This window comes from Serratia sp. FDAARGOS_506 (genome assembly GCF_003812745.1).
GTDB lineage: Bacteria > Pseudomonadota > Gammaproteobacteria > Enterobacterales > Enterobacteriaceae > Serratia.
Genome location: NZ_CP033831.1, coordinates 119,039 through 131,618 on the forward strand (window position 1 = coordinate 119,039; position 12,580 = coordinate 131,618).

The following is a 12,580-nucleotide window of genomic DNA, read 5'->3' on the forward strand; positions in this document are numbered from 1 at the left end:
CGGCCGGGATGGGACGGCGTTGAAGCCCGTCGCCAACCCGCAGCCAGAGTAGCCGCCGCGCCGTCGGCAGAGAAGCGGGTATTCATAAGAAACGCTTTTGCATATAATGCAAAAATGAATGACGCCCGTTATGTTGAACATCTGCCGATCTTTCTCGACGTCGCCCGCCTGGGCAGCTTTTCCGCCGCCGCGCGCCGGCTGGGCATGGTGCCCTCCTCACTGGTGCGCCACATCGACGCATTGGAAAGCGCGCTCGGCGCCGCGCTGTTCGTGCGATCCACCCGTGGCCTGCTGCTGACCGACGCCGGTGAGCTGTTGCTGACGCGCGCCGCCGCGCTGATGACGGACATTACCGGCCTTCGCGCCGAGCTGAGCGCGCTGAACGAAACGCCGCAGGGCACGCTGCGCATCAGCTGCCTGCCGACCTTCGGCAAAACCTATGTGCTGCCGCTGCTGCCGACGCTGGCGGAACGCTATCCGCAGCTGTCTGTCGATCTCGATCTGACCGAACGCCTGACCGATCCGACGCAGGAACGGCTCGACGCCGCCATTCGCATCGGCGAGCAGAAGGACAGTTCGCTGTATGCCAGCCGTATCGCCACCCAACGCTGGGTGATGTGCGCCAGCCCCGCCTACGTCGCCCGCAATGGCCTGCCGGCCGATTTGGAAGCGCTGCCGCAGCATCGGCTGATCGCCCGCTACCACAAGCAGCAGCCGGCCTGCTGGGCGCAGATCCTCGACGCGGCGCTGATGAGCCGCTGCACCATGGCGCTGCGCTGCGACGACTTCACCGCACAGCGCCAGGCCGCGCTGCTCGGGCTCGGCATCGCCTTCCTGCCCAACTGGGTGGTGGGGCCGGACGTGCAGCATGGGCAACTGGTGCAAATGCTGGAAGATCCGCGCCATGAGCAGCAAGGCATCTATCTGCTGCGCCCGACGGCGAAGGTATCCGCCCGGCTGGCGGCCTTCACCACCCTGCTGCAGCAAACCATCGGTCAGCCGCCCAGCTGGGGGTAAAGCGGCGTCACTCGGCCGTACAGTGCCGGGTTGTCGCTCTCGTCCTTCAATTCGATGCCGCTCAGCCGGCGCTGGAACGCCTGCTCCAGCAGCCAGGCCAGGCGGAACGCCGCCTGCGGGTAATCCAGCCCCTCGGGACGGACGTTGGAGATACAGTTGCGCTCGGCGTCCGTTCTGCTCGCGCTCGGCCCCCAGGTCAAATAGACGCCCAGGCTGTCCGGCGACGACAGCCCCGGTCGTTCGCCGATCAGCACCGCCACCGCCTGAGCCAGCAGACATTCGCCGATCTCATCCCCCAGCGCCACCCGCGCCTGATGTGCCAACACCACCGGTGCAACGGTCAGCCCCAGTGTATCGAGATAGGGACGCAACGCCTGCAACAGCGGTAGCGCCTGGCGGTGCACCGCCTTGGAGGAGAGGCCGTCCGCCACTATCAGCAGCAGATCGACGCGGCGCGATGGCGAACCGAGCAGCAAGCTGCGGCTGTCCGACGCCAATCGCCGCCCCAGATCCGGACGGCGCAAATAGGCGGCGCGGTCGGCGGCCTGGCTGTGTACCGCCAGCGTGGGCCAACCGGCATCGCGCAGATCCGCCGCCAGCCGCTCGCTGTCGAAAGGTTGATGCACCGCGTCGCGCGCCTGGGCATGAGCCAGGCCGAAGCGCAGCAGCTCGTCGGTCGGCAGGCTGGCGCCGGTGCGCCCCAACGCGATGCGCGCATCGGTAAAGGCACGCAGCGCGTCCCAGCTGTTGGCGTGAACCGGTTTGCTCATGTGCGCTCTCCCTGCAATGCCAGCAACAGCGGATGATTGGCGGCGGCGTCGCGCAGCCGCCCACGCTCATCGGTAATGTTCATCGCCGCCAGCCAGGCGGCGAACTCCGGCGCGTGCTTCAGCCCCAGCAGCTCGCGGATATAGAGCGCGTCATGGAACGACGTGCTTTGGTAGTTGAGCATGATGTCGTCCGCGCCCGGCACGCCGATCAGGAACGTCAGCCCGGCGGTGGCCAACAGCGTCAGCAGTGTGTCCATGTCGTCCTGATCGGCTTCGGCATGGTTGGTGTAGCAGACGTCGCAGCCCAGCGGCAGGCCGAGCAGCTTGCCGCAGAAGTGGTCTTCCAGTCCGGCACGGATAATTTGCTTGCCGTCATACAGGTATTCGGGGCCGATAAACCCCACCACGGTATTGATCAGCAGCGGCGAGAAATGGCGCGCCACCGCATAAGCACGCGCCTCGCAGGTCTGCTGATCGATACCGTGATGGGCGTTGGCCGACAGGCAACTGCCCTGCCCGGTTTCAAAATACATCACGTTGTCGCCCAGCGTGCCGCGCCTTAGGCTCAGCGCTGCCTGCTGCGCTTCCGCCAGCAGCGCCAGGCTGATACCGAAACCGCGATTGGCCGCTTCAGTACCGGCGATCGACTGGAACACCAGATCCACCGGCGCGCCACGATCCATCAGCCGCAGCGTGTTGGTCACGTGAGTCAGCACGCAGGATTGGGTAGGAATGGCAAAGCGCTGGATCACGTCGTCCAGCATGTAGTTAAGCTTTTCCAACAACGGCAGGCTGTCGCTGGCCGGATTGATGCCGACCACCGCATCGCCGCTGCCGTACAACAGGCCGTCCAGCATGCTGGCGGCGATGCCCTGCAGGCTGTCGGTCGGATGATTGGGCTGCAGCCGCACGCTGAGGTGGCCCGGCAGGCCAATCGTATTGCGAAACCGCGTCACCACCCGGCACTTCTTCGCCACCAGGATCAGATCCTGATTGCGCATGATCTTGCTCACCGCCGCTGCCATCTCCGGCGTTATGCCGGCCGCCACCCGCGCCAGCATGGCGCTGTCCGCCTGCTCGCTCAGCAACCAGTCGCGAAAATCGCCGACCGTGAGGTGCGAGATGGGTTCAAAGGCGGCGGCATCGTGGCCGTCGATAATCAGGCGCGTCACCTCATCCTGCTCGTACGGCACCAGCGCCTGCTGCAGGAACGCCTTGAGCGGCAAGTCCGCCAGCGCGATGCGCGCCGCCATGCGCTCTTCGGCGCTTTGCGCCGCCACCTCCGCCAGATAATCACCTGAACGCGCCGGCGAAGCCTTCGCCATCAGCTGACGCAGGTCACCAAAGCGATAGCCGCGTTGGCCCACCGTTGCCTGATACATAGCCCCCTCCCTTGCCCTGAGTGACGAGATAAAAGCCCTGCACCAAGTGTAGTCAGTGGAAAAAGGAAATTATTTTGCGCGCGATCGCTGCCATCGCGCTTTCCCCCATTTCACCCGCCGCCGCTTCGGGTTACAGTAGCCGCGAAAAAAAAGGAGGGGTGATGGATCCGCAACGGCACATTATCGACTGGCTGCAACAAGATGACGCTCGCATGGCCGCCCTGCGCACCGTGCGCCGGCTCGGCCTGAATGACTGGTGCCTCGGCGCCGGCTTCGTACGCAATCTGGTGTGGGATCGGCGCCACGGCTATGTGGACGCCACGCCACTCAACGATATCGACGTGATCCACTTCGATGCGGAGCGTGCGGACGCCGAGCGCGATCGCATGCTGGAGGCGCGGCTGCACCAATGGCTGCCGCAGCCGTGGTCGGTCAAGAATCAAGCGCGCATGCATCTGCGCGGCGGCCGGGCGCCTTACCGCGACAGCGAAGAGGCGATCAGCTTCTGGACCGAAGTGGAAACGGCGATCGGCGCGCGCCTGAACGCCGACGACAGCATCACGCTGGTGGCCCCCTTCGGGCTGGCGGCGCTGTTCAACGACACGATCACCTTCAACGAGAAAAACGGCGATCGCGCGGCCTATGCCCAGCGCGTGCTCGACAAAGGCTGGCTGCAGCGCTGGCCGCACCTGCGGCAGGTAAAGATTTAACCGCCGCTGCCGATACCCTGAACAGCGATATCCAGACTCAGGGAGAGCATCCATGTCGACCACCATCACCATGATCGTACCGATCAAAAATACCGTCCCGGGCGTCAGCAACGTCTTCAGCGCGCCGGGCCATCAGGGCGAATTGCTGATGGCCAAACCGGTCAACAACCAGCCGCAAGGCGGCAAGATGGAGAAAAACGAACGCGCCAACGGCAATGACGAACCGGCTAACCTCAACGAAAGCCGCGCCTCGGTGCGCATCAAGGCGCTGAACCGGCAGATTCAGGCTCTGCAGCAAAAACTGGTGGAGCTGAAAGACTCCAGCGCCGATCCCAAAGAGATCGAAAAGCAGAAACAGCTGATCGAAGCGCAGATCAAGATGTTACAGGCCGAGATCGCGCGCATCCAAAAAGAAGAAATGGAAAAGCAGCAGCAGGAGCAGATGAAGAAAGCCGCGGCGCAAGCCGGTGATGGCGTGAACCGCCCGACGCCGCTCAACGCGGTGGACGTCTATATTTGAGTCAATATTCCGCGTTTTCCTGCCGGCGCTGCTGCAGCCGCGCCGCCTGCTGACGCGCAACCTGCCAGATGGCCTCCGCCGCCGGCGTCAGCGAGCGGTTCTTGCGCCGCACCAACATCAGCGCGCGGTTGATCTCCGGCACCAGCCGCCGCACCCGCAGCCGCCCCCCTTCCGGCAACGGCAGCGCCAACGCCGGGAAGATGCTGATGCCAATCCCCTCCGCCACCATCGGGAACAGCGTGGCCGGATGGCCGATTTCCTGCACCACTTGCGCCTCGACGCCCTGCTGCTTCAGCGCGCTGTCGATCAGCGGTCGGCTACCCGACGCATAATCCTGCAACACCAGACGGCAGCCGCTTAACGCCGACCAGCGCACCTCTTGCTGCGCAGCAAACGGGTGATCGTCGCGGCACAGCAGCAGGAACGGTTCATGCAGCACCGCTTCACACTCCAGATCCACCGCCTGCACCGGATCGACCACGATGCCGAAATCCACCTCGGCGTTGCGCACGCTGTGCAGCACCTGCTGCTGCGCCTGATCGCGCAGCATGATGCGGATCTCCGGGTATTCGCGCTCGCCTGCGGCGATGCACTGCGGCATCAGATGGGCGGAAATGGTCTGGCTCGTCGCCACCCGCACCGTGCCGCTGCGCTGTACGCCAAAGCTACGTGCATCCAGCAAAGCGGCCTGCAGCTCGTCCAGCAGCCGTTCGACCCGGTTGGCCAGCCGCAGACCGGCGTCGGTCAACACCACTTCACGCGTGGTGCGATCCAGCAGGCGCACGCCGACCTCCGCCTCCAGCTCCTTCACGCTGTGGCTGACCGCCGATTGCGTCAGACCGATCGCCTCGCCGGCGCGGCTGAAACTGCGGTGGCGGGCGATAGCGACGAACACCCGCAGCTGTTTGAGTGAGTAATTCATGCGTTTTTTTCATATATGAATTAAATAAATCAATTTAATTATTATATGCCCACGCGGGAGAATAGCCCCATCGATTTTCTACCCGAGCGCATCGCCATGAGATTCCTGCCCGATCGTTTTACCCTGACGCTGATCGCCACCGTGCTGCTGGCGTCGTTTCTGCCGGCGCGCGGCGAGTTCGTCGGCTGGCTCAACGCCCTGACCATCGCCGCCATCGCCCTGCTGTTCTTCATGCACGGCGCCAAGCTGTCGCGCGAGGCCATCCTGGCCGGCAGCAATAACTGGCGGCTGCATCTGTGGGTGATGTTCAGCACCTTCATCATTTTTCCGGCGCTGGGGATGCTGTTCGCCTGGTGGGCGCCGATCGACGTCAGCCCCGAGCTGTACGCCGGTTTCATCTACCTGTGCATCCTGCCCGCCACCGTGCAGTCGGCCATCGCCTTCACCTCCCTGGCGGGCGGCAACGTGGCGGCGGCGGTGTGCAGCGCCTCCGCCTCCAGCCTGCTGGGGATCTTCGTGTCGCCGCTGTTGGTCGGTCTGCTGATGAACGTGCACGGCGAGACCGGCAGCCTGCGGCAGGTGGGCTCGATCGTGCTGCAGCTGCTGGTGCCGTTCGTCGCCGGCCACCTGCTGCGGCCGCTGATCGGCGGCTGGATCGAGCGCCATCGCCCGCTGATCGGCAAAACCGACCAGACCTCGATTCTGCTGGTGGTGTACGCCGCCTTCAGCGAGGCGGTCACGCACGGTATCTGGCATCAGGTGGGGATCGGTTCGCTGGCGTTTATCGTCGGCGGTAGCATCGTGCTGCTGACGATCGTGCTGGTGGTGAACACCTACATGGCGCGCTGGCTGGGATTCAGCAAGGCGGACGAGATCACCATCGTGTTCTGCGGTTCGAAGAAAAGCCTGGCGAACGGCATTCCGATGGCCAATATCCTGTTCCCGGCGGCGACGGTGGGGGTCATGGTGCTGCCGCTGATGGTATTCCATCAGGTGCAGCTGATGACCTGCGCGGTATTGGCGAAAAGGTATCAGCGCAAGCAGCGGGCGCACCAGGCGGTGCCCAACGCCAACACGCAGGCGTCGCGCGGGTAAAAAAAGACGGGCCAAGGCCCGTCATTTCAGCTTTTTTTCAGCGGCTTGACCAGGTGGTCAAGCCCTTCGATTTTAATCGCCAGCGTCATCTCCATCAGCATGCCGAGCTTGCCTTTGGGGAATTCGCCCTTGCGAGCGAACCACAGCAGGTACTCTTCGGGCAGATCGATCAGCACCCGCCCCTGGTACTTGCCGAATGGCATCACGGTATTGGCGATCTCCAGCAGGTTTTCCTTTTCCATCAGTCACCCAGCAGGCGGATCATCTCCGCTTCGTCGATCACGGCGATGCCCAGCTCCTGCGCCTTCGCCAGCTTGGAACCGGCCGCTTCGCCGGCGATCACCAGGTCGGTTTTCTTCGACACGCTGCCGCTGACCTTGGCGCCCAGCGCCGTCAGGCGATCTTTGGCCTCATCGCGCGACAGCTGGCTCAGCGAACCGGTCAGCACCACGGTTTTGCCGGCGAACGGGCTGTCTATTTCTTCCGCGGCCACTACCACCGGCGCCGGCCAGTGGATGCCGATCTCGGCGCCCACCAGTTCGTTGATCACCTGCTGATTGAGCGCTTCATCAAGGAAGTTGCGGGTGTGTTTGGCCACCACCTCGCCGACGTCCTGCACCTCTTTCAGCGCCTCGATGTCGGCGGCGAACAGCTTCTCGAGCGATCCGAAATGCGTCGCCAGGTTGGCGGCGGTCGCCTCGCCGACCTCGCGGATGCCGAGCGCATACAGGAAGCGAGCGAAGGTGGTCTGTTTGGATTTCTCCAGCGCATTGACCAGATTCTGCGCCGATTTCGGCCCCATACGATCCAGACCAGTCAGAATGCCGGCGGACAAGCGGAACAGATCGGCCGGGTTCTTCACGTACTCTTTGTCCACCAGCTGCTCGATGATCTTGTCGCCCATACCTTCAACGTCCAGCGCGCGGCGGGAAACGAAGTGCTTCAACGCCTCTTTGCGCTGCGCGCCGCAGATAAGACCACCGGTGCAGCGCGCTACCGCTTCGCCTTCCACGCGCTCAACGTCGGAGCCGCACACCGGACAGTGCAGCGGGAACACCACTTCGCGCGCATCCTGCGGCCGGCGGTCTTCCAGCACCCCCACCACCTGCGGGATCACGTCGCCGGCGCGGCGCACGATCACCGTATCGCCAATGCGCAGCCCCAGACGCTCAATTTCATCGGCGTTGTGCAAAGTGGCGTTGCTGACGGTCACCCCGGCCACCAGCACCGGCTCAAGGCGCGCCACCGGCGTAATCGCGCCGGTGCGGCCAACCTGAAACTCCACTTCACGCACCACGGTGATCTGCTCCTGCGCCGGGAATTTGAACGCCGTCGCCCAGCGCGGCGCACGCGCCACGAAGCCCAGCGTTTCCTGCAGATCGATATCGTCAATCTTGATCACCACGCCGTCGATGTCGAAACCGAGCTGCGCGCGGTCCTGCTCAACCTGGCGATAAAACGCCAGCACTTCCTCGCTGCCGGTGCGGCGTTGGGCGCGATCGCTGACCGGCAGACCCCAGGCCTTGAACTGCATCAGGCGTTCAAAGTGGCTGCGCGGCAGCTCGCCGCCTTCCAACAGCCCGACGCCGTAACAGAAGAAGGTCAGCGGGCGTTTGGCGGTAATGCGCGGATCGAGCTGGCGCAGCGAGCCGGCGGCGGCGTTGCGTGGGTTGGCGAATACCTTGCCGTCTTTGCGCCGGGCTTCTTCGTTCATCTGTTCAAAACCGGCCTGCGGCATAAACACTTCGCCGCGCACTTCCAGGCGGCGCGGGATGTTGTCGCCGGTCAGGCGCAGCGGGATGGCGCGAATAGTGCGCACGTTGGAGGTGATGTTCTCGCCGGTGGTGCCGTCGCCGCGCGTGGCCGCGCGTACCAGCTCGCCGTCTTCGTACAGCAGGCTGACCGCCAAGCCGTCCAGCTTCAGTTCGCAGCAGAAAGTCAGCGGATCGCTGCTCTTGAGCCTATCCTGCACGCGCTTGTAAAACGCCAGGAAGCTCTCTTCGTCGAACACGTTGTCCAGCGACAGCATCGGCACTTCGTGACGCACCTGGTCGAACGCCGCCAGCGGCGCCGCACCTACGCGCTGGGTCGGCGAATCGGCGGTGACCAATTCCGGATGCGCGCTCTCCAGCTCGCGCAACTCGCGCATCAGGCGGTCGTATTCCGCATCCGGCACTTCCGGCGCATCCAGCACATGATACTGGTATTCATGATGGCGCAGTGTGGCTCGTAGTTGATTGATTTGTTGGATTATCGATTCCATGGCTCACCATCAAAGATAAAAAACCCCCGGCTAGCGGGGGCTTGGTTGTTACGGATGTTCAGTGCGCGCGGCAACCCGGTCAGGCGTTGTTTTCCAACACTTCACGGATACGCGCTTTGTAGGTTTCCAGCTTCTGCGGCGTCATCATGCGGCGCTCGTCGTCCAGCACCACGCCGCCCACGTCGTCGGCGATACGCTGTGCTGACTGCAGCATCAGCTTGAAGTTCTGATTGGCGTCGCCGTAAGACGGCACCATCATGAACATCGACACGCCCGGCGTGGAGAAGTCGGACATCATGTCAGGATCGAACGATCCCGGCTTGACCATGTTCGCCAGGCTGAACAGCACCGGGCCGCTGCCGGCTGGGCTGATATGGCGATGGAAGATGCCCATCTCGCCAAACTGGAAGCCCGCCTGCAACACACTCTGCAGCAGCACTTCGCCGCCGATTACGCCGCCCTGATGGGCCGCGACGTGCAGCACCAGCACGGTCTCTTTCAGCTTGGCCGGAATTGGCGCAGCCGCCGGCTGTTGTGGCTGCGGCGCAGGTTCCTGCGGCGGCTTCACTTCCGGCGCAGGCTGCACAGGGGCCGGCTCGGCGTGGAATGCCGGTTCCGCCACCTGCGGTGCCTCATGTTCATGCGGCAGATCGTCGACGCGCGGCTCACGGCGCGCGGCCGGTTGCGGTTGCTGCGGTTCGGCCTGTTCTTCGTCCGGCGCGTAGTTGTTCAACAGGATGTCATCATACTCCGGCCGCTGAGACAGCGGGGGCGGCGTCTGATGAGCAGCCGGCTGAACAGCGCGGGGCGCAGGCGCAGCCGCCGGAGCGGGCTTCGGCGCGACCACGGGTTCTTCGCGTGCGGCATCGAAATGGCCGAATGACGGCTCGTCTTGCGGGTGAGCAGCGCGTACGCGCACTTCACCGACGCCTTCTTCGAGATCGTCGATCGGAGTTTGTTCACGTTCCTTTTGGGAACGTTTGGCTGGGCGATCGCGGAAGAGCGCTGACCGTTCTTTGCGACTGGTCCACAGACCGTGCAATAACAGCGCTATTATGGCGATCGCGCCAACAACGATTAATATCAGACGCAAATCCTGCATCATTGCTATCTCTGTTGTTCCAATACATTGCCACCGCGGCAAACATTCACTCTTTAACTCTATTTGCCCGCGCACACAAGTGCAAGTCCGTGCTGAACTTTATGCCAATAAAGATGATTATACTGCCTTTTTCTGCTGGTTTTTCAGCCAACCCTACCCTAGCCAGTGGAAAATCATCCCTATATGATAATGATGCCTGTTCAGACAACGAGATAACTTAAGATATGTCCTATACGCAGCCCCCTTCCCGTTCAACCAGCGGCATTCACTATTTCGCCGAGGGCTGGCGCCTGATTTCGCGCCCGGGGATTAAACGTTATGTGGTCCTGCCGTTGCTGGTCAACGTGCTGCTGATGGGGTCCGCTTTCTGGTGGCTGTTCAGCCGGCTCGGCGACTGGATCCCGGCGATGATGAGCCACGTTCCCGACTGGCTGCAATGGTTGAGCTACCTGCTGTGGCCGCTGGCGGTCATTTCGGTGCTGCTGGTGTTCAGCTATCTGTTCAGCACCATCACCAACCTGATCGCCGCGCCGTTCTGCGGCCTGCTGGCCGAGCAGCTCGAAGGTAGCCTGACCGGCAAACCGCTGCCGGATACCGGCCTGCTCGGCATCGCCAAAGATTTGCCGCGCATCATGGCGCGCGAATGGCGCAAGCTGATGTATTACCTGCCGCGCGCGCTGTTGCTGCTGGCGCTCTACTTCGTGCCCGGCATCGGCCAGACGGTGGCGCCGGTGCTGTGGTTCCTGTTCAGCGCCTGGATGCTGGCGATCCAGTATTGCGACTACCCGTTCGACAACCACAAGGTGAGCTTTGCCGACATGCGGCGCGCCCTGCGCCAACACAAAACCGACAACCTGCAGTTCGGCGCGTTGGTCAGCCTGTTCACCATGATCCCGATCCTCAATCTGGTTATCCTGCCGGTCGCCGTCTGCGGTGCCACCGCGATGTGGGTCGATCGCTACCGCTCGCAATTCGTCCGATAACCGCCGTTTTTTACCGCCGATAGCGCGGGAATTTTCGACAGGGCGCGCATTTCGCGCCCTTATCATTGTGCTTAAAACTTATTTCCTAATAACATATAGATATACCAATTCTTTACTTCCCTGCCGGTACTGTTAGCGTATGCTTTCGATGTTCCCCACATTTTCATAGAGTTAAAGGACGGGCTATGAGCAAGATATATGAAGACAACTCATTAACAATCGGCCATACGCCGCTGGTTCGTCTGAACCGTATCGGCAACGGACGCATTTTGGCCAAGGTTGAATCACGCAACCCGAGCTTCAGCGTCAAATGCCGCATCGGTGCCAATATGATTTGGGATGCGGAACAACGCGGCGTGCTGACCGCCGGCAAAGAGCTGGTGGAACCGACCAGCGGCAACACCGGCATCGCGCTGGCCTTCGTGGCCGCCGCACGCGGTTACAAGCTGACGCTGACCATGCCGGAAACCATGAGCATCGAGCGCCGCAAGCTGCTCAAGGCGCTGGGCGCCAATCTGGTGCTGACCGAAGGGGCGAAAGGCATGAAAGGCGCCATCGCCAAAGCGGAAGAAATCGTCGCCACCGACCCGAACCGTTACCTGATCCTGCAACAGTTCAGCAACCCGGCCAACCCGGCGATCCATGAAAAAACCACCGGCCCGGAAATCTGGGAAGACACCGACGGTGAAGTCGACGTGTTTATCTCCGGCGTCGGCACCGGCGGCACGCTGACCGGCGTCAGCCGCTACATCAAGAACACCCAAGGCAAGGCTATCACCACCGTGGCGGTCGAGCCGACCGACTCACCGGTCATCAGCCAGGCGCTGGCCGGTGAAGAACTGAAACCGGGCCCGCACAAGATCCAGGGCATCGGCGCCGGCTTCATTCCGGGCAACCTCGATCTTGATCTGGTGGATCGCGTCGAGAAAGTCTCCAACGACGAAGCCATCAGCATGGCGCGCCGTCTGATGGATGAAGAAGGCATCCTGGCGGGCATCTCCTCCGGCGCGGCGGTCGCGGCGGCGGTGAAACTGGCCGAAGAACCGGCGTTCGCCGACAAAACCATCGTGGTGATCCTGCCCTCTTCCGGCGAACGTTACCTGAGCACCGCGCTGTTTGCCGATCTGTTCACCGAGCAGGAATTGCAGCAGTAATTCTGCCACTGCACAAATCGCTAAAAAAGCACCCTGCGGGGTGCTTTTTTGTGGACTGGATCAAACTTTATAGCAGTCCAAGATTGCTTTTGCCCGTCGGCTTTAGTATTTAACGGTGCATTATTTCGATGCGCAAAATTAATCACCCCCCGAGCCCGGTCAAGGCTGAATCGATTTACTCATCTGTCGCCGACGCGTCGAATCGGGCATAATGGGGAGCGGATTGGAACGACGTCAAAAGCCGAGTTTTTTGATCTGAAGTGCCTAACGCGTCGTTTTCTGTTGCATCAACGTTCGCCCCTGTCCATAGTCAGGCGCTATAACCAGACAAGCTAAAGTCAGGCCCCTGGGCTAAACTTTAGCTCCACAACATTAATCCAATAAGTTGGGGAAACATCAATGTTCCAGCAAGAAGTTACTATTACCGCTCCGAATGGTCTGCATACTCGCCCTGCCGCTCAGTTCGTTAAAGAAGCCAAAGGCTTCACGTCTGACATCACCGTAACCTCCAACGGCAAAAGCGCCAGCGCCAAAAGCCTGTTCAAACTGCAAACTCTGGGGCTGACTCAAGGGACCGTAGTGACCATCTCCGCTGAAGGTGAAGACGAGCAGAAAGCCGTTGAGCACTTGGTAAAACTGATGGCAGAGCTTGAGTAATCGGC

General features: G+C 62.1%; 13 protein-coding genes. 7 read left to right on the top strand and 6 right to left on the bottom strand.

Features of this window, described 5'->3' with window-relative positions:
- The first annotated feature begins 114 nt into the window (after positions 1–114).
- Positions 115–1,017, top strand: coding sequence for a LysR family transcriptional regulator (locus EGY12_RS00905; protein WP_123892280.1), 903 nt, complete (start codon positions 115–117; stop codon positions 1,015–1,017).
- Here the strand turns inward: EGY12_RS00905 and eutC are convergent.
- A complete protein-coding gene (gene eutC, locus EGY12_RS00910; protein WP_123892281.1) occupies positions 996–1,787 on the bottom strand; it encodes an ethanolamine ammonia-lyase subunit EutC in 792 nt (263 codons plus the stop codon). The genes EGY12_RS00905 and eutC overlap by 22 nt on opposite strands.
- Positions 1,784–3,169, bottom strand: a complete 1,386-nt coding sequence (locus tag EGY12_RS00915) for an ethanolamine ammonia-lyase subunit EutB (protein WP_123892282.1) — start codon at positions 3,167–3,169, stop codon at positions 1,784–1,786. Before EGY12_RS00915 ends, eutC begins: the two co-directional genes overlap by 4 nt.
- 161 nt (positions 3,170–3,330) lie before the next feature.
- Between EGY12_RS00915 and EGY12_RS00920 the strand changes: the two genes are divergently transcribed.
- Together EGY12_RS00920 and EGY12_RS00925 are read left to right on the top strand one after the other, a co-directional pair.
- Positions 3,331–3,879: a nucleotidyltransferase family protein gene (locus tag EGY12_RS00920; RefSeq protein ID WP_123892283.1), complete on the top strand. Its 549-nt coding sequence runs from the start codon at positions 3,331–3,333 to the stop codon at positions 3,877–3,879.
- A 52-nt stretch (positions 3,880–3,931) separates the two neighbouring features.
- Positions 3,932–4,399 (top strand): FlxA-like family protein, encoded by a 468-nt coding sequence (locus EGY12_RS00925; protein WP_049198401.1) that lies wholly within the window; start codon positions 3,932–3,934, stop codon positions 4,397–4,399.
- 1 nt (position 4,400) lies between these two features.
- On the opposite strand, the gene EGY12_RS00930 is transcribed toward EGY12_RS00925, so the two are convergent.
- Positions 4,401–5,321, bottom strand: a complete 921-nt coding sequence (locus EGY12_RS00930) for a LysR family transcriptional regulator (protein WP_123892284.1) — start codon at positions 5,319–5,321, stop codon at positions 4,401–4,403.
- A 96-nt stretch (positions 5,322–5,417) separates the two neighbouring features.
- On the opposite strand from EGY12_RS00930, the gene EGY12_RS00935 reads away from it, so the two are divergent.
- Positions 5,418–6,416 carry a bile acid:sodium symporter family protein gene (locus EGY12_RS00935; protein ID WP_123892285.1) on the top strand — a complete coding sequence of 333 codons (999 nt, stop codon included), beginning with the start codon at positions 5,418–5,420 and terminating at the stop codon, positions 6,414–6,416.
- 26 nt (positions 6,417–6,442) lie between these two features.
- On the opposite strand, the gene EGY12_RS00940 is transcribed toward EGY12_RS00935, so the two are convergent.
- The 3 genes from EGY12_RS00940 to zipA form a co-directional block, all read right to left on the bottom strand.
- Positions 6,443–6,658: a DUF3820 family protein gene (locus EGY12_RS00940; protein WP_004936441.1), complete on the bottom strand. Its 216-nt coding sequence runs from the start codon at positions 6,656–6,658 to the stop codon at positions 6,443–6,445.
- Complete coding sequence (ligA, locus tag EGY12_RS00945; RefSeq protein WP_123892286.1) at positions 6,658–8,679, bottom strand: NAD-dependent DNA ligase LigA; 2,022 nt, start codon at positions 8,677–8,679, stop codon at positions 6,658–6,660. The genes EGY12_RS00940 and ligA overlap by 1 nt, the downstream gene beginning before the upstream one ends.
- A 79-nt stretch (positions 8,680–8,758) precedes the next feature.
- Positions 8,759–9,784 carry a cell division protein ZipA gene (zipA, locus tag EGY12_RS00950; RefSeq protein ID WP_123892287.1) on the bottom strand — a complete coding sequence of 342 codons (1,026 nt, stop codon included), beginning with the start codon at positions 9,782–9,784 and terminating at the stop codon, positions 8,759–8,761.
- Positions 9,785–10,005: 221 nt separating this feature from the next.
- Between zipA and cysZ the strand changes: the two genes are divergently transcribed.
- The 3 genes from cysZ to ptsH all read left to right on the top strand — a co-directional run bounded on the left by cysZ (position 10,006) and on the right by ptsH (position 12,575).
- Positions 10,006–10,764 carry a sulfate transporter CysZ gene (cysZ, locus tag EGY12_RS00955; protein WP_123061872.1) on the top strand — a complete coding sequence of 253 codons (759 nt, stop codon included), beginning with the start codon at positions 10,006–10,008 and terminating at the stop codon, positions 10,762–10,764.
- A 185-nt stretch (positions 10,765–10,949) separates the two neighbouring features.
- Positions 10,950–11,918 carry a cysteine synthase A gene (gene cysK, locus EGY12_RS00960; protein WP_123892288.1) on the top strand — a complete coding sequence of 323 codons (969 nt, stop codon included), beginning with the start codon at positions 10,950–10,952 and terminating at the stop codon, positions 11,916–11,918.
- 399 nt (positions 11,919–12,317) lie between these two features.
- Positions 12,318–12,575 carry a phosphocarrier protein Hpr gene (gene ptsH / locus EGY12_RS00965; protein WP_004936458.1) on the top strand — a complete coding sequence of 86 codons (258 nt, stop codon included), beginning with the start codon at positions 12,318–12,320 and terminating at the stop codon, positions 12,573–12,575.
- The last annotated feature ends 5 nt before the right edge of the window (positions 12,576–12,580 follow it).